Raw genomic sequence first — 19453 nt, 5'->3', positions numbered from 1 at the left:
GTTTACCGAGCGCTGTAGTGGCCGGTATTTGCCTGGCCCAATATTGCTGCACTGACGGCCGTCACCATGATGAAGAGCTCGGCGTGTTCTGTCGGGCGACCAACACGCCGAGCTTTCGTTGTCGCGAGCGGAGCTCTCCTGCTTCCAATAGGATCGACATCATCTCGTCGAACTCGAGTTTCAAAGCAAACAATCTGGGGAAGCAATGAAAAAATTCGAAAGCACTTACTGTCCTTTGCTGCTATCGCTGCAGTATCCATGGGGCTCACCCTCAGTGGCGGTATCGCCGCCAACGCCGCACCGTCCGAACCGTCCGAACCGTCAAATCAAGCGACCACGAGCACACCCGCGTCAGCGTCCCCTGACTGGGAAGCCCAATTTCCAGACGGCAGCAAGTATGTTTCAGGGATCGGCTTCGTCCCGAAACCAGGTACCATCCAACCTAGACTGCTGAACCCGTTCGATTGGCTGTCGTGTAACAATCCCAATGACCCCTTCCATGTCATCACTACTTGGCCCTCGAAGTATCAAGGCAATGTTGCCTTGCAGTGTGGCAAGGCAACGACTAGTGGGTACAACCACATCAGTGCCCAACACAAGAATAATTGGCAGGATCTGATCAATCGTTTCGGTGGTGGATCTTCGTGGGATGACTTCATGGCCTACGTGACGAAGGCGGCCTTAAGTTCCCCGTCAGCAATCTATGGGGCAGGGTTCGAGAAAGTTTGCTATACAACCCCGATCAACATGATTAATCACAACAACGGGGACAAGGCGACGCTTTCGCCAACGATCATTATCTCGTCAAATAACAAGATCGTGATTACGTCGTACCCCGCGGGAAATTGTAGGTAGTGAACATGAATACACCACCCGTAAGAGTTCGTTTGATGGCTGAATATTCCATGGGCGCCGGGTTCCCGCTGTGGAGCGATGCAGATGTCGCTGGTACTGAATCAAACGATTGGGATCTGTCAGAGGAACTGAAAGATGCTCTCAGTTCTTGGCAGGCGGACTTTGATAACAACTACGATCCATCCGAAGGCTGGCCATCTTTGGAATTCTTGAACCGGCATTTCAGGGAAGCAAGCCGACTAAAGGTTTGCCTGGAGCGGGAACTGCCAAACAACGTCATTGACCTTGACTATTGGCAACTCGCGGTCAAAGGCAAAGAAGAGCCGCTTCCGCCCACGGACTAAAGAAGGACCATCCAGCAAGAACCCGCAGAGCATCCATTCTGCGGGTTCTTGTGTTAAGCGGATACGGTCCCGCTGGAAAGTAGAAAGACGCGCCAGGTCACTTTTGTCCGGGATGGCCGGCATTGTCGTCACCGCTGAATCAAACCGATGGACAGGGCGCCAGCGACGGAGGTTGCATTCGCCAATTCCGCAAGCCTTCTGCGCTTCGTCCGGTAACGACCGATTCTGAGACGGTCCAGGGTCTCAGTGGCGCGCCGACCCAAAGTCGTCCACAACCCGTCTCACAACACTCCATGCGGACAGTCGTGTTGTGAGACGGTTGTGCGACAGTTGACTCATGGCAACCCAGCATTTCAACCTCATCGGCTACGCCCGCGTCTCCACCAACGGGCAAGACTCCCAGCTCCAACGCGACGCCCTTCAAGCGGCGGGCTGCGGACGGATCTTTGAAGACAAGATCTCCAGCCGCGCCACCGCCCGCCCTGGACTCGTGGAAGCGCTCGATCATCTCCGTCCGACAGACACCCTGTGCGTATGGAAATTGGACCGCCTCGGCCGGTCGGTGAAGGAAGTGCTCACCATGGCCGACGGTCTCCACGACCAAGGGGTCGGCCTGCGCATTCTCACCGGAACCCTGACAGGAACCTACAGTCCGACGGGGGAAGGGAAATTCTTCTTCGTTATGATGGCCGCGTTCGCCGAACTTGAACGCGACATGATCCGCGAACGCACCATGGCCGGCCTCGCCGCAGCCCGCGCCCAAGGGCGCACTGGAGGTCGCCCCACCGTCATAGATGCCGACACCCTCGCAGCAGCCCAAGCCAGACATGCCAACGGGGAAAGCCCCACCCAGATCGCCAAAGCCCTGGGAGTCTCCCGGGCATCCATTTACCGCCACCTGCCCACCAACAACACCTGAACTATGCCGCCCAAACAGATTCCTTAGCGCCAACCACTGTTCCTCTGCAGGCCAGACCCCGACTCGTCAAAGGTGCAAGCCTCGCAAGCGCGTCCGGAAACGGAAGATTCGGCACCATTCTCGCTGTCTCGCTCAATATATGTACTCATCCTTCAATGCTATGGCGAGGAGCCGACAACGAACTGGGGTCTGAGGAAGATCCGCCCGTAAATTCACGCTAACGGAGGTGGCTTGTGAATGAGTGCAAAATTTTGGGCTAGCGGGACAGGTACCAATGCCCTTGCTTTACTCATTTACTCATGACATACTCAAATGAGTAAAGCATCAAAGCTTCATTTGAGTTTTTACTCGTACACATTGGAGACCCATGAAAGTCATAGCCGTTTTAAACCAAAAGGGCGGAGCCGGTAAAACAACACTGGCCACGCATCTCGCAACCGCGCTCCGCTTGACCGGCCACACTGTCCTCCTGATCGACTCCGACCCACAGGGCAGTGCCCGTGACTGGGCTGCCGTCCGTGATGACCATCCACTCTCAGTTGTCGGCATGGACCGGCCCACCATCGAGCGAGACCTAAAGAGCATTGCTCCCGTGGATTTCGTCATCATCGACGGGGCACCCCAGGCGGCTGATTTGGCCGTATCGGCTATCAAGGCATCTGACTTTATCCTCATTCCCGTTCAACCCTCCCCCTATGACATTTGGGCCACCTCCGATCTGGTTGAACTGGTCAAGCAGCGCATCGAGATTACAGACGGCAAACTCCAAGCGGTGTTTGTGGTTTCGAGGGCCATTACGGGAACCAACATAGGAAAGGAAATCTCGGGCATCTTGGCTGGCTACGAACTGCCAGTTCTGGAAACCAAGATCCACCAAAGGGTCGATTACCCTGGCACCGCAGCCACGGGCTCCACAATCCTGGAAGACTTCCCCAAGTCCGAAGGTGCCAAAGAAGTCTTAGAGCTGACGAATGAAATTCTCAGCCTGATGAGTAAATGAGGTAATGAGTAAATGAGTTCAAAATTCTCGGGGATGAGCACCGGCCGCCCCAGCGTCACTAATGCCGCAAAAGCCAAGCTTCTGGAAAGCCTGAAAGACGACACGAGCAAAGAAGTCTCACGCCGGGTCAACTTCGAGGTACCCGAAAGCAAGCACACCAAACTAAAGATCAATGCGGCACGAAAGGGGCAGAGCATCAAGGAGTTTCTTACCGATTACATTGACTCACTGCCTAATGAGTAAAAACTCATTTGATCTTTTGAGTGAATGAGTAGGCTACTGGCGCGGCGGCAAGTGTCGATAAAGGGTTGATCTAGACAGTTTAGTTTTGGTGACAATTTCGCCCATGGTAGCTCCGTTGTCCCGTAGCAAGACAGCGTGTTCCAGGCTGTCGGGAGCCACTACGGAAGGCCTTCCCGTCCTCTTACCGGCAGCTGCCGCAACAGAACGCGCATGTGCTGCGCGTTCGACAGCATAAGTGCGCTCCATCTGTCCGAACAGGGCCAGCATGACAACGGCGAGCTGGCTCATGGGGTCCGCTGGATTGGATGAGTCAACCCGGATAGGGTCCGCCAGGTTGCGGACACCTACGCCGCGCTGGTCCAGTTCGTGAATCATGTTCAGGGTGTCTCGTACCGTCCGGCCCAGCCTGTCCAGTGTGTGCACCACGATGACATCCCCGGCCCTGGCGTGAGCTAGCGCCGCCGTAAGCCCAGGGCGGTCCGTAGTGGCCCCAGACTTCTTATCGACGTGGATTAGTTCAGTTGGGATGCCTTCGGCCTCTAGCGCGGCCAGCTGTCGCCCTAGGTCCTGCTTTGTGCTCGATACCCTCGCGTAGCTGTCATTTTCAAGAGTCGCCTGCGCGAATTTCAGTACTCGTCTGCACAGCCCTGACGTGTCCGTATGTGGAACCTCCTGCGGGACAGTCGAGGCTTCGCTCTTTATCGCTGGTTATATACCAACAGGGTTTCTAGCCGGGTGTTTTGTCCCCGTGCTCAGGATTGCTCACTCCGGGAGGGTATCGAGGGCCGCGGTGAGCTGTTCCTCTGGTGGGAGTATCGCACGATCCTCGGTGGTGAGCTGATCATAGGTGTAAGCGGCCACAGCCATGGGCGAGGTGGAACGTCCAAGGGCGTATCGAACGGTGTGATCGTTCTTGCTACCGCAGATGAGAATTCCGACTGTCGGCGCGTGAGCTTGGCGTCGTAGTTTGTCATCGACCAACGCGACATAAAAATTCAGCTTCCCAGCGAATTCGGGTTGGAACTTCCCCGTTTTTAGTTCGATGACGAAGTAACGCAGCTGCTCGACATGGAAGAACAAGAGATCAATGTAAAAGTCGTCTCCGTCCACTTCCATATGAACTTGGCGGCCAACAAAGGCGAAGCCTGGGCCCAATTCCCGCAGTGTCTCCACGATACGGTCCATGAGCGCCTGTTCCAGGTCTCTTTCTGCCACCTCGCCCGATAGCCCCAGAAACTCAAAGGCATAAGGGTCCTTGGCCACTTGTTGTGCCAGTTCCGAGTCCGCGGCAGCCAAATGCTGCGTGAAGTTAGACGGCGCGGTCCCCGTGCGTTCCATGGACCGGTTCATCATCATGTTCAGCAGGACATTGCGGGACCATCCGAATTCCACGGTGGCGGCGGCATACCAATCACGCGCTTGAGGGGTTTCTGCCTTGTCAAGAATGGTGCGGATGTGTCCCCACGGCAATTGCGCCACAAGCTGTGGCACATTTGACTCAGGTCCCCAAGCGCTGGCCATGGTCCGCATGTACTGCAGGTTGCGTTGGGAAAAACCCTTCATCAGCGGAAACTCGGTGCGTAGGTCCTCAGCCAAACGGCGGATGACGCCGGCACCCCATCCTTGGTTGTCTTGATGCGCAAGTATTTGCTGCCCAATGCCCCAGTACAGGCTAATGAGTTCCGTATTGACTCTGCGCTGGGCAGTAATCCTTGCTTCACGGACCCGATCCTTCAACGAAGCCAGCACCTGGGCATAGTCGTCGGGAAGAGGGGAAAGGTCGCCGGATGTCATCAATCAAGACTACCCAACGCCTCTCGACCAAACATTCACTTATTCCCACCCCCCTCCAGTATGTTCTGGCAGTCAAACTTCTAGGCGTGGAGGCCAGCCGCGTCATGCCCACTGGGGAACCTCTACCGAGACGAGTTACTGGCAGAGTCCTGTTGTGCGATGAGATAGGCGATGACGAGTCAGCGTAGTGATGCCGTAACAATTTGTTTTTCCCAACAACCAGCTCAGCGAAATTTCGTGAAAATGGTGCATCCCGATCCTCGCGATCATTCGCTGAGAAGTCGGGGGGTGAACCGTCCCGGATAGGTGAAGGGTGTCTGTGGAATTGTTGTGCTTGGGCGGTCAGCGGATGATGGTTTTTCATGTGTGCGGGATGCGTGCTAGGACTGGGGCCCAGATCGGGGACACTACTTGATGGCTAAATACTTCGACGGTCCCAATGGTCTTTAGTTCCGTGGCTATGCTGATTGAAATGTTTGCCTTGACAGCGAGGCATGGAGACGTCCTGGCATGCCGTCGTGTCCCGTTGCCTTGATGCTCGGGCAGCTTGCTTGATGTTGTGGCATCGCTTGGATCCAGGTGATGAGTTAGCAATGATGGGGATTGATGATTCACAGGATTGTAAAGTTTGTTCACTGCGTTATTGCTGTTTTTGCTGTGATCCTGGCTTTCGGGTTCATGTCTGCGGCGGATGATATTGGCGTGCAAGGGGCCACTAGCTACTTGTCGGTGAATACCCCGATGGTGGGTGGCCCCGGTTCGGCCAAGGACATCGACACACAGACGGCAACGGCCTTGATCCAGGCGACGGCACAGGCGCAACACGCCAACATTGCTCGCATGGTTCCCGATCTGCAAAACCCAGCCACCCGCCGCAACCTCTATCTGGAGGTGGGGGATGGCTCTGCAGCTTCGGCGACATGGCTGGCGAAGGGCTACCCGGATTTTGCGCGTTCCATGACGACCACGGTGCTTCCTTGGGAAAAGATCGCCTCGATGGATGTTCGCGGCCGATATGTTCTCTTTGGAGCCAATACCGCAGATGTGGAACACGCGCTGACGGTGGGGCTGGAAGCGATGGGGCTTGACGTCACTTCAACCACTGCCAGTCCTGGGGAAGTGTTTCAATGGTTCCTGGCCACCTCCGGCCTTGGCGCAAGTTTCCTGATTCTAGCTTTGATTGTTGTGGTGAGCTCCGGAGCTGGGGTGATCCTCAATGCCAGAAGCTATGCCATCCAGCGGCTGCAAGGCAGTTCCTTCGCTGAAGTTTTGAGCCGGGACTTGCTTGCCTTGGGACGATTCGCACTACCCCTGTACGTGGGGGTTGCCTTGCTGACTGCCATCGGCTTGTTTGTTTATAACTCGCTTCATCAGCTTGCCCAGTTCGGGATGGTTGCACTGCTGGTGGCCGCTACTCTGGCACTGACAGCACTGCTGACTCATACGGCAGTGCTGGTGTTGGCCGGGAGGGTTCCTCTCATTGCGGCCGTCAAGGGGCTCATACCGAGTAAGTCCATCTTTGTCTCGATCTATACGGTACGAATTGCCGCGTCACTATTGGCGGTGGGTATTCTCTCAGCAACGCTCGCCCTGGGCGGTCAGGTGCTGGGCCAGCAAGCGAGCAAAGCTGTGTGGGCCTCCAATAGCGACCTCAACCAACTCCAATTCGCCAGCTACTTGTCAATGGAAGAATTCGCACAGCAGTCAGCAACCTTCGCCCACGTTGCCAAGCAGGCCGACGCCGACGGCCAAGCGGTTCTGGCCTTCATGAGACCATTTGCGGAAATGCGTCCCTACGATCCAAATAGCAAGGTCGCCCCAGCCCCGGGGCCACCCGTCGTATTCGTCAATTCCAGCTACCTTGAGCGCGAAACGATCCTGGATGCCCAAGGACAACGGATACAGCCCTCGAACACGGTCCGGCTGCTGGTACCCGAAACACTCCAAGGAGAACTCACCGAAATTACCGCGGTGATCGCCGGTGCCATTGGTGCGGACCGTCCGTTTACAGAAACCGTGATGATAGCCAACAACCAGGCCATCAACGCCTTCGGTTCAAACAGCGGCATCCTCGCCGATACCGAAGTTCCCGGCGCCGTCCTGGTAACCATCCCCTCCGGTGGCGGTTGGATCACGGAACCTGACTACTATGCCTACGCGATGAGTGGCGCGATGCTATTTACAGACCCTGCACGTATCATCTCCGGAGCCGACACGGCAGGGGCGCCAGCCTTCGTGACCGGCTTTCATCCAGCAGCACTCGATGCCAGCATCGTCTTTCAAAAAGACGCATCCGCGCTCCGAAACCACCTCTTCAGCACCATTGCCGCCATCGCCGTTCTGATGGTCACATCCCTAGGCGTAGCGATCATTTACACCCGTAAAAACGCCCAAAGGATCTTCACCAGTTTTATTCATGGCTGGCGATCGTGGCGGGTGAACAAGGTCCTTCTCACGGTTGAGGCCGTTGCCGGCATCGGCCTCGTTCTCTACGGACTGAGTATCCCCGCCAGGCACGCCGGGGCACTTGCGAAGAAGATTGCAGACGGAGGAGCGCCGGTGCCAGTGGATATCCCTGCTCTCATGGAGTGGGCGCCCGCCATCGCTGCCGGTATCGCCCTTGTCAGCATCACTTTCACCCTGCTCGCCCTGCGCGGCTACAAGACCTCGCTCATTCGCTCACATTCAGCGGACGCCTAAAGGAGCCATCACATGATCACAGCACACGGCCTGACCAAAGCCATTGGTCAACGCACCCTCTGGGAGGGATTGGAACTGACCGTCAATAACGGGGAAATGATGGCCATCCGTGGCCCCAGTGGCTCTGGCAAGTCCACGCTTTTGAACTGCCTAGGCCTGTTGGAACCCCTCACAGCAGGGAAGATCCTCGTCGACGGCGCCGACGCCACTGCATTCAGAGCCGGGCAGCGCCGGATCTTCCGACGAGACACCCTCGGATACCTCTTTCAGAACTATGCCCTCATTGACAATGCCAGCATTCAAGCCAACCTCGCTGTGGCAGGCGGACAACTGCGCGGCCTCAACCGAGCACAACAACAGGCCATATACCAGCAGGCACTTGAGCATGTGGGACTCGACGGCCGGGCAAAAGACCGAGTCTACGAGCTCAGCGGCGGCGAGCAACAGCGAGTCGCTCTCGCCCGGCTCCTAGTCAAGAAACCGGGTCTAATCTTGGCTGATGAGCCCACCGGTGCCCTCGATGAGGGCAACACAGAAATGGTCATCACCACCCTGCGCCATATGGCCGACAAGGGAGCCGCAATCCTCATAGCCACCCACAGCGACCACGTCGAAGAACGATGCGACACCCAACTGACCCTCGACGCGCTTGCCTCGATGGTCTAATACCTGCTTAGTGAAAAACACTTCCGCTAGATAAAAATCTCAACACATCCAGTCCCGCATGCGCTCAGGCCCTAACCGAGTAAATGCACCGAAAGGTAATGTCTCGCATCAGGAACGGCAGGCGGAACAGTCCGTCGGTGGAACTATGAGCCGCACGTCTTATCCCAGAAGGAAATGGTGACCCTGCGGATAGAAGTTTCTCCTTCAACCTGCGCGTTGAGGGGTAAGCATCCAGAAGTTTCGTTCCTGAGTGCGAATCCGCCGACCCACCAGGAGCCCGCGGCATGCTGGGAGGAGGGGCAGCTTTTGTACGTCACGGACAGGTAGCCGGCTGGCGGACCGTTTTCAGTGACGATACTGGCCCAGCTACTTGCTTCCGGGGTTATGGATACTGTCACTGTCGCATCTGGCGAGAGGTGAGTCCCGATCTTGGCAAAGGTGATCCCATCCACCGCATCCGAGCGCGGTGAATTATACCCATCGAGGATTCCTGGATACAACAAGGGGCCAAGCGCCAGATCGTCCGCTTGGATTGGGAAAGAGTCCTTTTGGGGACGAGACATGGCACAGTCAACGGTCGTTTTGGCCTCTGGCAAGGCGGCAACTCGGATGGGTGACGATGAGGCCGAGCTGACAGGTTGGGATGTGACTGGGGCGGGTTGAGGGCTGGTGCACCCTGTCAGTACGATCAGCAGTGTCGTGAGCCCAAAAATCCCTAAGCGATACTGGTCCCGCCACGTGGCTCGAAGACTCAAGTCCATATCAGCAGTGGCCTCGTGCGGTGGTAAGGGTTGCATGGCAATTAGCGTAGCCGAAGTGTCCATTCGCCAACAGAGCCGGTGAGTCGCTGGCAGCGAGAACAGCGAATCCAATTCCGCCAAACCTTGATCTCGCCAAGAGCCATACCGTTCCTCATTGGGTGTCCCATATAGATAGCGAGATTCGTCCCGCAAGCCGGTCCCTCACCGGGGCGTGTGCAGACGAGTTCTGGAAATTTTCGAAACAGCGTTGTTCCGCAGCAGCCAGATTCCCGGATAAGGTGCCCGACTTAATGCCCGGTGATGGGGGGCTAAACGATACACTCAAAAACCATGACTGGACTCCTGATTGGATACGCGCGCGTATCCACCAATGACCAAGACCTCACCGCCCAAAAGAATGCCTTGCTTGCCCTGGGGGTGTCACAGGAGCAAACTTTCACCGACCAGGGCCTCACCGGTGCCAACAGGGCCCGTCCTGGGCTTGGGCAAGCACTGGCAGCCTGCCGGGGCGGGGATACCCTCGTGGTGACCAAGCTCGACCGTCTGGCCCGGTCGCTGCGCGATGCAAAGGACATCGTTGATGAACTCACCCGTCGCGAGGTCAAGCTCAGTATCGGTGGTTCCGTCCATGACCCCACCGATCCCGTGGGCAGGCTCCTTTTCAATGTTCTGGCCATGGTGGCCGAATTTGAGGCAGACCTGATCCGTGCGCGAACCCGTGAGGGCATGGCCGTCGCCAAGGCAAAGGGCAAGCTGCGGGGAAAACAGCCCAAGCTCTCCAAGGCACAGGAAACACACCTGGTCTCTGTTCACCGGGCGGGAACACACACCACCGTTGAGATTGCCGAACTTTTCGGCGTAGCCCGTTCCACCGTCTACCGTGCCATCAAACGAGCAGGCGACCCCTCATAATTCCTGAGCGCAAACTTTCGTACCGATCCTCCACGATGCCCCAGGGCTGAAAAGACACGTTTCGTGCAGGGGACTATTGAGCAGAACGCCGTTTCGTGCAGGGCACTTCTGAAATTTTAATGTCAAGAGTCGTCTGCACAACCCCCGGAATTCCGTGGGAGCGTGTGCAGCCGAGTCCTGAAAATGACATTAGTGATGCGAGACGTCTAGCGATGCGCTGTTGTCACGCCCCGAGTCGGGGCAAGGTGAGCCGAAGCCTCATGGTCCCGTGATGTGGATTCGTTCTCCTTGAGGACTGAACAGGCCGAGGAGTTCGACTGGTTGTTCATTGGCGCTGGAGATGAGGTGGGGTGTTCTTGTGTCGAACTCTGCTGCTTCTCCGACGTCCATCGCGGTGTGGGTGTTTCCTAATTGCAGGTCAAGGGTGCCGGAGAGGACGTACAACCATTCATAGCCGTCGTGCGTTTGTGCGGTTGCTGCTGGATGCTTGCCACCGGGAAGGATCATTTTGAAGGCTTGCATTGGGCCCCCGGATTTCGTGAGGGGGATGTAGATCATTCCGTGGCGCTTTACGGGGTGCGGACGGATTCGAGGATCTCCCGTGGGCGGTGCCTTCACGATGTCATCGAGGGCGACTCCGTAGAGGCGAGCGAGCGGGATGAGTAGATCAAGAGTGGGAGCCCTCTCACCCGACTCTAGGCGTGACATGGTGCTCACGCTGACATTGAGGTGTCCGGCCACCTCGGTCAAGCTGATTCTGCGTTTGGTCCGAAGGTCTCGCAACGTGGGTGCGATCCCGGTCATGATGCGTTCAACGTCCTCGGCCATATCAACCTCCGTTTTGCGGATACTGCAAGTTGTATTGCAGTATATGCCAGTGCCGGTCAGGATAGATAAATGAACAACGAAAATTGGGAAGTCATAATTATTGGCGGCGGCAGCGGCGGGCTGAGCGCTGCTCTTACACTGGTCCGGGCGCGGCGACGCGTGCTTGTCATCGATTCCAGCAGTCCCCGCAATCGCGTCTCGAGTCACATGCACGCTGTCTTGGGGCACGATGGAAAACCACCGCTGCAGTTGCTCGCCGAAGGCCGTGAGGAGGTCGCACGCTATGGCGGAGTCGTGCGCTCGGGCGCAGTGGTTGCGACTACGGCTGTCAATGGCGGATTTTCAGTCGAGTGCAGTGATGGTGAGACGTTCACTGCCCGTGCCCTGATCATCGCTACAGGCCTTGAGGATCAGCTTCCCGAGATCGAAGGCCTGGGCGAACTATGGGGCAGCGGGGTAGCGGTCTGCCCGTACTGCGATGGTTACGAAGTCGGTGACGGCCGGATCGGCATCCTCGCCACCGGCCCTGGTAGTACCTTTCAAGCCCAACTGCTCCGACAGTGGTCACCGCAGATCGTTTACTTGGAAAACGAAGTTGGCGTTCCCACAGTCGAGGCTGGGTCCGGACTGGCAGCACGCGGCATCGAGGTCGTCAGTGGTGCAGTCGCCCGCGTCCTTTCATCCAATGGACAGCTCACCGGGGTGGAGCTTACCAGCGGAGCGCATATTTCTCTCGATGCGATTTTCACAGCACCCCGCTTCGCACCTCGCGACGAACCACTTCGTAAACTCGGTGCGGACCGTACCGAGTTCCCGTGGGGCTCTTTTGCCACAGTTGATGCGGCCGGGCGCACCAGCGTGCCAGGTGTGTGGGCCGTCGGTAACGTGGTCGATGCGAACGCCGGCGTGTCCGTAACCATCGGCGCTGGCGCTCTCGCCGGTGGCATGCTCAACCACGAGCTCATCCTCGAAGACATCCAAGTAGCAGTCACTGCCATGGCCGAGGTGAACGAATGAGTGACCATAGTCCTTCCAAGGACTTTTGGGAGACACACTACGCGGGGATGGATGCTAGCTGGGCCCCGAACCCGAATGCCGCACTCAAACGTGTCGTCGCTTCGGAAGCGGGCATGCCAGGAAGGGCTCTTGACCTTGGATGCGGACATGGCGCAGACGCCCTGTGGTTGGCGGGACAGGGATGGCACGTCACCGCAGTCGATGTGTCAGCGACCGCCGTCGCCAGGACCACAGCGCGTGCCTACGAGGCAAACCTTAGCGGGCGAGTCACGGCCATCGTCACTGACTTAGGTCTAGAAACACCTACGGGCACCTTCGATCTCGTCACAGCAAGCTACTTCCACACCCCGCTAGAAATCGACCGCGCGGCAGTACTGCACCGAATGGCGGACCTCGTATCACCGTCGGGCCTACTGCTGATCGTTGACCACGCATCCGTGGCGCCTTGGTCTTGGAACCAGCATGGCCAAGTTTTCCCCACTCCGCAGGAGACGCTGGCGACCCTGGAACTAGACCAGAGCTGGACCTCTATTGAAACAGCAGTTTCTTCCCGCCTCGCAGCGGGACCTGACGGCGAAACCGCAACCGTGCTCGAGAACATTATTGCTGTTCGGCGCATAACGTGACCGCGCAGCCAGAGCACCACCCCGTCCTACCAATCCAAGGAAAACAGTGAACCCGACGCCCCTCACAGCGATAACCACCCGCATCGACCGGCCCGATCCGCGACGTTGGATCGCCCTGGGGGTGATCTCACTCGCTACCCTCATGGTCGTTCTCGACGCCTCGATCATGAACATTGCCTTACCTCAGGCACAAAACGCTCTTGGCATCACCGACGCGAATCGTCACTGGGCCCTCACGGCCTATGCCCTTACCTTCGGCGGACTGCTGCTGCTCGGTGGCCGCATCGCCGATACCTTCGGGCGCAAGCGCGTCATGATCATTGGACTCATCGGTTTCGCACTTGCCTCAGCCCTGGGCGGGGCCGTGTGGAGTGGCGAGGTTCTCTTCACATCGCGTGCGCTCCAGGGCGTGTTCGCTGCCTTTCTCGCCCCGGCAGGACTTGCACTGCTCGCCGTTACCTTTACTGACGGGCGCGAACGGGCAAAAGCTTTCGGCGTGTATGCCTCTGTTCAAGGAACCGGAGGAGCGATCGGCCTGCTCCTGGGCGGGTTTCTCACGGAATACTTCGATTGGCGCTGGTGCCTGTACGTCAATGTGCCCATCGCGGCTTTCACGGCGATAGCCGCTCTGCCCGCTATTCAAGAAAGTCGTGTGCACGCTAAGAACCGCCGGTTCGATGCCCTCGGTGCCGTGCTCGCCACGGCAGGTTCGGTCGGACTCGTCGCCGGATTCACGCTGGCCGCGGATTCAAACGGCGGCTGGACGGCTCCGAGCACGATGATACTGCTTATCGGTTCCGTCACGCTCCTGGCGCTCTTCCTCTGGTGGCAGACCAAAAGCGCAGCGCCAATGCTCCCCCTGCGTATTATGGGGGACCGCACCAGAGGCATCGCGTTCCTGATCGCTTTCCTGATCGGTGCAGGCATGTTCGGCATGTTCTTCTTCCTGACCTACTACCTGCAACTCAACCTCGGCTATACGCCTTTCCAAGCCGGACTATCGATTCTGCCATTCTCGGTCAGCCTCATCATCGTCGCACAAATCGCGTCTAGACTGCTGCCGCGCACTGGCCCACGCCCGCTGATCATCAGCGGCATGGTGCTCTCGACCGCTGGCCTTCTGTTACTAACAACCATCGACGGATCTCTTGGCTGGGGAGGCGGCACCCTCGTTCCAGAGGTTCTCATGGGCGTCGGTCTCGGCCTCGTGTTCGTGCCGATGAACACCGCGGCCCTCAACGGGATCGCGGCCGAGGACACGGGAATCGCCAGCGCCATCCTCAACACAGCCCAACAACTTGGCGGCGCACTAGGTGTCGCTCTGCTCAACACGATCTACACCACGGCGATCCACGGTTCTAAGATGGATCCTACAGACCTGATCGGGGGCTACCAGGCGGCGTTCATCGTCGCCAGCGGGCTCTTCGTCGCCGCACTCGTGGGGGCCATTGCCCTCCCACGGAATAGAGCACTGTAACGAACACAACCTCGCACCCCCAAGCCCCGCTGGTCGTGAGGGCGCCCCTCCATCGAACTCCCACCAAAAGCCGTCAGCGAATCGCCAAATCAAAGCTCGCGAGTGACGCCAAATCGCAGCCCTAGTGAAGCAGTAACACTTTCCCGCAGAGGGTTGGCCCCCCTTGCGGGACTGGTTACGTTCAGAGCAGCGTTGGTCCATTCCAGTATCAGACCCCGCTACCTATGGTTCAGTCAGCACTATCAGGAGAGATACGCAGGGGGCGGAGCCCGCTTGGTGTGGTGGTGGTGAAGGCGTAGCGGCCGAGCATGTTGATGTGTTGATCGCCGAGCGGGGATAGCCGGGCGATATCGGCGTCGTCCACGAGGTTGCCGGCCTCGCGCAGTGTATTGATGGAGGCATCGGTATCGCGGGTGTTCCAGAGCACGATGGCGTTCAGGACCAGGCCGAGTGCACCGAGCTGGTCTTCCTGGCCTTCACGGTAGCGCTGGTAGATCTGCCCGCGCCGCCCGTGGAAGATCGCCCGTGCCAGGCGGTGGCGTGATTCCTGAACGGTCTGCTGCGTATGGGTCGTTCGCCGGTAAGTTTCCTCGAGTGGGTCGATGAGGGCGAGCAGGTGGATGGTCTTGTCCATGCGCCCATATTCGGTGATCGCAGCACCCAGTGGGGACGGGCTGCCATCACGCGAGAGCATGCGTAACAAGTCGTAGGCGCGCACCGTCCCTGTCGCCAGAGACGCAGCGACGCGGGTCATGTCATCCCAGTGTGCGAGGATCCTGGCTAAGTTGACCCGGTTCCGGGCGACATCGTTCAGTGACCCGTAATCAGCGTCCTCGGTGCCACGCGGGGTTGCGCGCCAGAGACGCTGGTCGGAGAGATTGGCGATCCGTGGCGAGAACCGGTAGCCCAGAAGGGCGAAGATCCCGAAAACCATATCGGAGTAGGAAGCCGTGTCCGAGGTGATCGTTTCCGGTCGGAGACCGCCGTCGAGGTTCAGTATCGTGTCCAGCACGTAGAGCGAATCACGCACGGTGCCGGGCACGACAGTGGCTCCGATGCCGGCCACCTGATCGTTGACCGCGTTGAACCACGTTAGCCCGCGTCCTTGGCCGAAATACTTCGGGTTCGGGGCAGCGTTGATCGTGCGTACCGGGACCACGAACCGCAGACCATCGATGGAGGCCAACAGGCCACCGCCCCACGCCTGGGCGACAGGGATCTCGCCTTGGGCCTTGATCAGGACCGCATTCGCGGCCGCGTGGGTCTCGCTGCGCAGGTAGTTGGCGTCTACGTGTCCGAGCCGGGCGCGCGTCAGAGACGGGTGCCCCTCGGCAACCACGGGTGTCAAGCCAACGTTGCAGGCCTCTGCGACCAGCAACGCCGCAACCGAACGCGGCAGATCATCCATGCGGGCCTTGGACTGCCCGATGTGGGTGTAGGCGTCGAGGAACCCGGTCCAGGAATGAACCTCCAGCAGCAGCTCGGGAAGATCCACCCGTGGCAGCATCGAGGCGACCTGGCCACGGAGTTCCCGCAGTGAGTCCGGGATCTCCAAGGCATCCAGACGGTCAACCTTCAAACGTGTGCGCCCGTCCGTACTTGAGGGTTCCACCCGTACTGAACCGTTCGGGCCCGCTTCCTCCAGGCTTGCCGTCAAGCGCCTCCATGCCGAATCCAGTACCTCAACACGATCGTTCAGGTGTTCAGCAGCTGGCCCTTCCAGACCCAAGCTGGTCAGCGCCCGATCGCGTACCTGTTCCCACTGCTCACCGTCGAGCAGCTGGGCGCGTGGGTCGCCCCACCGGGTCGATGGTGTGGCGAACACGTCCCGACGGCGCAGGCAAACGCGTAGCTGCTCCAACACGCACAGAACCCATGCTTCGCGGTCAACTTCTACCCCCTCGCGACCGAACACCGCCGCGCGCCAGGCAGCCGGCACCAAGGCCTCGGTAACGTCGTCCTTGTGAAGCTGACGGCGACCACGCAGGGCTTCCAATCCAGACAGAGCATCAAGCACAGGCTGTCCTATAACCGTTGCCCGCAGCGGCAACACGGTAGCCAACAACCCCAGAAACGGGGCAACCGTCCGGTATCGGCGGACCACCTGCACACGCATCGCGCCCTCCAGTCCCGAGGCGTCCGGGATCAGAGCACCGACCGTGTCGGCGTACTGCGTGATCTGATCCCTTGCGGCGACCTTCTCCAGCCGGGCCCATACCCTCGCTACATCCACTTGCTCGCCCGCTTCCTCCAGCAGAGAAACCAATTCACGGCCGACACGGGCAAGAACAGCCGAGGCCTTCTCCAGTTCCGGCGGTGTCTCCAACCGTGCCGCTACCGCCGCCCTCTTCGAGGGGCCCAATACCTTCGACGCCATCAGTGCATCGAATAAGTCCAACGCATCATCGACCGCCGCCACTGACAACGCTTCCACTGTCGCAACCAACGTGGCCGTGCGGCGCGGTTCCGCCAGTCGGCGCAGCGACTGCGCCTTTGCTTCCACCCCATACCGTGTCAGCGCCCGTAACCGGGATGCCGGCATTCCTGAAGTCTCCACCGCGCCAATCCCCAGGGCACTGACTTGCTCGACCCGCGTCAGGGCCCTGTTCAAGGCAGGCCCGGACAACCTCACAGGCCCTGCACGTAACACTTCTAACCTGGATCCACGGGCACCCTCATCAACGGCCAGCAATCCAAGCAAACGTCCCGGCAACCCAGGATCCGCGACCATTGCTGCCCAGCCAGTCGCTCGTACAGCTCCGATACTGCACGTTCACGAGCAGCCTGAACCGACTTCAGCAGTCTCGTCACGCCAGGAAGGAGTACCCGTTTCCGACGCAACCAGGCCACCGCATGGGCGAACAACGCCTTCGGCCCCTCACCATGCGTCCAGGCACGCGAGTAAACGAACTCGCTCAGATCCTCGACCACAGCTCCGGTAAAGTCCCCGTAGCCATAGAGGCGGCGGATCTCCCGCGCATGAGTGTTCGGAGTCGCAACGCGCTCGGGGTACCGCTTGATCACCGACGGATCATTGATTCCCAGCTGTGCCGCCAAATATTCCACCACGGACCACGGAACATCCAGCGGATCCGACAGGAAAGCGCCCAAGAACCGTACTGTCCCAACCTGAAGCGCAAAACCGAGCCGATTATGCTCACCGCGGCGCTCAGCAATCCCTTCCATGTCAGCCGCGTCGAGATAGAAGAACTGCTCCAGCTCCGCCTGAGATGGGTCGCCTACGAACCGCCCGAACACCACCGCTTGCTCATCAGTCAAATATTGATCAGTCGACATATCACCACGCTACCTCGCGCCCTCGCAGGGCTTAGCGATCAATCCGTCCCCATTACTACCAAGACCCCGATCTTGGGCGCCCAGCCCTAATCTGGGCCCACGCTATGCCGTGACCGGTGAGCTATGGCACCGTTATTTCACGGCACCGGCGGTCAGCCCCGCCACGAAGTTCTTTTGCAGGAGCAAGAACCCTATGACGATGGGGATACTGACCACCACGGAGGCGGCCATAATCTGGTTCCAGTACACGTTGGTCTGCGTCGAGTACAGCTGCAATCCCACGGCGAGGGTGCGGTTGGCGTCGGTGGTCATGACGGATGCGAACAAGACTTCACCCCAACTGGTCATGAAGCTGTAGATGGCGACGGCCACCAGTCCTGGCCGGGCAGCGGGCAAGATCACCCGGATCAGTGCCCGCATGGGGCCGCAACCATCAACCTTGGCGGCCTCGTCGAGTTCGCGCGGGATGCCGTCGAAGTAGCCGGCCAGCATCCAGATGGAGAATGGCAGCGAGAACGTCAGGTAGGTGATGATCAGGCCGGTGCGGGTGCCCACCAGCTGAATCCCAAAGTTTGTGTTGATGTTGACGAAGATCAGGAACAGGGGCAGCAGGAACAAGACGCCCGGCAGCATCTGGGTGGACAGCACGGTGCCGGAAAAAACTGAGCGGCCGCGGAACTTGTACCGCGAGATGGCGTAGGAGGCGAAAATCGCAATGATCAGCGAGAGGACAGTGGCCACGGTAGAGACGATGACGGAATTCATGAAGTAGCTGGCCAGCGGCACGGTCTGCCACATGTCCACGTACGGTTGCAGTGTCAACGTGCTGGGCCACCACGAAAATTCGTTTTGAACATCTTGCAGGGGCTTCATACCAGAGATCACCATGACGTAGATGGGGATGATGGTGAAGATGCTCAGCAGCGTGATGGTGACGATTCTAAAAACTTTGGCGCCGGTCGTTTCATGCATTGTCTTTCCTCCGGTTCATGAAGAGAAGGTAGATTCCGCTGACCACCAGCAGGAACAACAGGAGCAGCACCGACATGGCAGCACCTGAGCCAAAGTTCCAGGTCAAGAATGACGCATTGTAAATGTGGAAGGAGATCAGGTCGCCTGCCGGGGGCTGTGAGCCGCCAAAGAGGACGAAGGGGGTGTTGAAGTCGTTGAAGGTCCACAGGAACATGACAAGGACCAGGACCATGTTGATGGGGCGCAGCATGGGCAACGTGATGGCCCACCACTGGCGAAGCGGCTTGGCCCCATCCACTGCTGAGGCCTCGTAGACGTCAGTGGGAATGGATTGCAGGCCAGCCATCAGCATCAAGAAGGCGAAGGGCCACAGACGCCAGATGGCGACGACGACGACGGCGGCGAACGCGTTGTCGCCAATCAGCCAGAACGGCTTGTCCCCCGGTAGTCCAAGGTTGTCAAAGAGGAGGTGGTTCAGTGCGCCACTATCCTTTTGCAGCATGAACTTCCACGCGATGACGCCCGCGTACATGGGCAGGGCGTAAGGGATAAGAAACAAGGTGCGGAATACCGCCCTGCCACGGAAGGCCTTTTGCAGTGCAATGGCGGCCGCCATGCCGAACCCCCAGGAGAGTCCCACCACGATGATGGTGAAGGCCACGGTGATGCCGAACGACTTGAGCAGCCCCATGCCCACGGCGGAATTGAAATCGAGGGCCACAGCGTAATTCTTGAGTCCAATAAATGGCGCGTTTCCCCAGTTGGCAATGAACATCTTGGTGAGTTTGAGGAAACTCATCCAGATCCCCGTCACCATGGGAATGACGTGGATGACGAGCTCAAAGATGACTGCCGGGGCAAGCAGCGCGTAGGGCAGCCACCAGCCTTTACGGCGGGCCTTACGGGCCTTGCCGCCGGGGGCGCCAGCAGCGGCACCGGATTTTTTTACGGCGGTGGAAGCAGACACTGCGGACACGCACCTTTCGTTGGAAGACTCGATGTGGGAAGTGGCGGACCGGGCGTTGCGGCCCGCCCCTTCCTT

General features: G+C 58.8%; 16 protein-coding genes and 1 pseudogene. 11 read left to right on the top strand and 6 right to left on the bottom strand.

The genetic code is table 11. From position 1 onward, the window contains the following. Positions 1-258 precede the first annotated feature (258 nt). From AOC05_RS19600 to AOC05_RS17380, 5 genes are all read left to right on the top strand, one after another. The gene (locus tag AOC05_RS19600; protein ID WP_157375018.1) at positions 259-855 is read left to right on the top strand and encodes a hypothetical protein; all 597 of its coding nucleotides are present in this window, start codon (positions 259-261) and stop codon (positions 853-855) included. Between the two features lie 5 nt (positions 856-860). Next, complete coding sequence (locus AOC05_RS17395) at positions 861-1199, top strand: hypothetical protein (protein WP_186760485.1); 339 nt, start codon at positions 861-863, stop codon at positions 1197-1199. Positions 1200-1536: 337 nt separating this feature from the next. Continuing rightward, complete coding sequence (locus AOC05_RS17390) at positions 1537-2118, top strand: recombinase family protein (protein ID WP_062008738.1); 582 nt, start codon at positions 1537-1539, stop codon at positions 2116-2118. A 367-nt stretch (positions 2119-2485) separates the two neighbouring features. Then, positions 2486-3118: a ParA family partition ATPase gene (gene parA / locus AOC05_RS17385; protein ID WP_062008736.1), complete on the top strand. Its 633-nt coding sequence runs from the start codon at positions 2486-2488 to the stop codon at positions 3116-3118. Positions 3119-3130: 12 nt separating this feature from the next. After that, positions 3131-3361, top strand: a complete 231-nt coding sequence (locus tag AOC05_RS17380; RefSeq protein ID WP_082358060.1) for a plasmid partition protein ParG — start codon at positions 3131-3133, stop codon at positions 3359-3361. 33 nt (positions 3362-3394) lie between these two features. Here the strand turns inward: AOC05_RS17380 and AOC05_RS17375 are convergent, their stop codons facing one another. Both AOC05_RS17375 and AOC05_RS17370 read right to left on the bottom strand, forming a co-directional pair. Then, positions 3395-3913, bottom strand: coding sequence for a recombinase family protein (locus AOC05_RS17375; protein WP_231687238.1), 519 nt, complete (start codon positions 3911-3913; stop codon positions 3395-3397). A 210-nt stretch (positions 3914-4123) separates the two neighbouring features. Beyond that, a complete protein-coding gene (locus AOC05_RS17370) occupies positions 4124-5155 on the bottom strand; it encodes a PDDEXK nuclease domain-containing protein (RefSeq protein ID WP_062008730.1) in 1032 nt (343 codons plus the stop codon). A gap of 678 nt (positions 5156-5833) precedes the next feature. Between AOC05_RS17370 and AOC05_RS17365 the strand changes: the two genes are divergently transcribed. From AOC05_RS17365 to AOC05_RS17355, 3 genes are all read left to right on the top strand, one after another. Beyond that, positions 5834-7855, top strand: a complete 2022-nt coding sequence (locus AOC05_RS17365) for a hypothetical protein (RefSeq protein ID WP_197277850.1) — start codon at positions 5834-5836, stop codon at positions 7853-7855. 12 nt (positions 7856-7867) lie between these two features. Continuing rightward, a complete protein-coding gene (locus AOC05_RS17360) occupies positions 7868-8521 on the top strand; it encodes an ABC transporter ATP-binding protein (RefSeq protein WP_062008726.1) in 654 nt (217 codons plus the stop codon). Between the two features lie 1091 nt (positions 8522-9612). After that, positions 9613-10194: a recombinase family protein gene (locus tag AOC05_RS17355; RefSeq protein WP_062008723.1), complete on the top strand. Its 582-nt coding sequence runs from the start codon at positions 9613-9615 to the stop codon at positions 10192-10194. Positions 10195-10452: 258 nt separating this feature from the next. On the opposite strand, the gene AOC05_RS17350 is transcribed toward AOC05_RS17355, so the two are convergent. Next, positions 10453-11022: a helix-turn-helix domain-containing protein gene (locus tag AOC05_RS17350; RefSeq protein ID WP_062008721.1), complete on the bottom strand. Its 570-nt coding sequence runs from the start codon at positions 11020-11022 to the stop codon at positions 10453-10455. 69 nt (positions 11023-11091) lie between these two features. On the opposite strand from AOC05_RS17350, the gene AOC05_RS17345 reads away from it, so the two are divergent. From AOC05_RS17345 to AOC05_RS17335, 3 genes are read left to right on the top strand one after another with little or no spacing between them, the layout of a single operon-like run. Then, positions 11092-12039 carry an NAD(P)/FAD-dependent oxidoreductase gene (locus tag AOC05_RS17345; protein WP_062008719.1) on the top strand — a complete coding sequence of 316 codons (948 nt, stop codon included), beginning with the start codon at positions 11092-11094 and terminating at the stop codon, positions 12037-12039. Continuing rightward, entirely contained in the window at positions 12036-12665 is a 630-nt protein-coding gene (locus tag AOC05_RS17340) for a class I SAM-dependent methyltransferase (RefSeq protein ID WP_062008717.1), read from the top strand. The genes AOC05_RS17345 and AOC05_RS17340 overlap by 4 nt, the downstream gene beginning before the upstream one ends. A 46-nt stretch (positions 12666-12711) precedes the next feature. Further along, on the top strand, positions 12712-14142 hold the full coding sequence (locus AOC05_RS17335) for an MFS transporter (RefSeq protein ID WP_062008715.1): 1431 nt from the start codon (positions 12712-12714) through the stop codon (positions 14140-14142). 229 nt (positions 14143-14371) lie between these two features. Here AOC05_RS17335 and AOC05_RS17330 read toward each other — a convergent pair. The 3 genes and pseudogenes from AOC05_RS17330 to AOC05_RS17320 all read right to left on the bottom strand — a co-directional run bounded on the left by AOC05_RS17330 (position 14372) and on the right by AOC05_RS17320 (position 19387). After that, positions 14372-17439: pseudogene (locus tag AOC05_RS17330) on the bottom strand (Tn3 family transposase). A 132-nt stretch (positions 17440-17571) separates the two neighbouring features. Beyond that, positions 17572-18411, bottom strand: coding sequence for a carbohydrate ABC transporter permease (locus AOC05_RS17325; protein ID WP_062008713.1), 840 nt, complete (start codon positions 18409-18411; stop codon positions 17572-17574). Continuing rightward, positions 18404-19387, bottom strand: coding sequence for a carbohydrate ABC transporter permease (locus tag AOC05_RS17320; RefSeq protein WP_231687139.1), 984 nt, complete (start codon positions 19385-19387; stop codon positions 18404-18406). The genes AOC05_RS17325 and AOC05_RS17320 overlap by 8 nt, the downstream gene beginning before the upstream one ends. Positions 19388-19453: the final 66 nt, after the last annotated feature.

The sequence above is a fragment of the Arthrobacter alpinus genome (genome assembly GCF_001294625.1).
Taxonomy (GTDB): domain Bacteria; phylum Actinomycetota; class Actinomycetes; order Actinomycetales; family Micrococcaceae; genus Specibacter; species Specibacter alpinus_A.
Note: the sequence above shows the minus strand (reverse complement) of the source record. Positions and strands in the feature narration are given on the sequence as shown.

Excerpts from the sequence above, each read along its gene's own strand:
- AOC05_RS19600 (WP_157375018.1), top strand. The coding sequence starts at position 259 with ATGGGGCTCACCCTCAGTGGCGGTATCGCCGCCAACGCCGCACCGTCC.
- AOC05_RS17395 (WP_186760485.1), top strand. The coding sequence starts at position 861 with ATGAATACACCACCCGTAAGAGTTCGTTTGATGGCTGAATATTCCATG.
- AOC05_RS17390 (WP_062008738.1), top strand. The coding sequence starts at position 1,537 with ATGGCAACCCAGCATTTCAACCTCATCGGCTACGCCCGCGTCTCCACC.
- parA (WP_062008736.1), top strand. The coding sequence starts at position 2,486 with ATGAAAGTCATAGCCGTTTTAAACCAAAAGGGCGGAGCCGGTAAAACA.
- AOC05_RS17380 (WP_082358060.1), top strand. The coding sequence starts at position 3,131 with ATGAGTTCAAAATTCTCGGGGATGAGCACCGGCCGCCCCAGCGTCACT.
- AOC05_RS17370 (WP_062008730.1), bottom strand. The coding sequence starts at position 5,155 with ATGACATCCGGCGACCTTTCCCCTCTTCCCGACGACTATGCCCAGGTG.
- AOC05_RS17365 (WP_197277850.1), top strand. The coding sequence starts at position 5,834 with ATGTCTGCGGCGGATGATATTGGCGTGCAAGGGGCCACTAGCTACTTG.
- AOC05_RS17360 (WP_062008726.1), top strand. The coding sequence starts at position 7,868 with ATGATCACAGCACACGGCCTGACCAAAGCCATTGGTCAACGCACCCTC.
- AOC05_RS17355 (WP_062008723.1), top strand. The coding sequence starts at position 9,613 with ATGACTGGACTCCTGATTGGATACGCGCGCGTATCCACCAATGACCAA.
- AOC05_RS17350 (WP_062008721.1), bottom strand. The coding sequence starts at position 11,022 with ATGGCCGAGGACGTTGAACGCATCATGACCGGGATCGCACCCACGTTG.
- AOC05_RS17345 (WP_062008719.1), top strand. The coding sequence starts at position 11,092 with ATGAACAACGAAAATTGGGAAGTCATAATTATTGGCGGCGGCAGCGGC.
- AOC05_RS17340 (WP_062008717.1), top strand. The coding sequence starts at position 12,036 with ATGAGTGACCATAGTCCTTCCAAGGACTTTTGGGAGACACACTACGCG.
- AOC05_RS17325 (WP_062008713.1), bottom strand. The coding sequence starts at position 18,411 with ATGCATGAAACGACCGGCGCCAAAGTTTTTAGAATCGTCACCATCACG.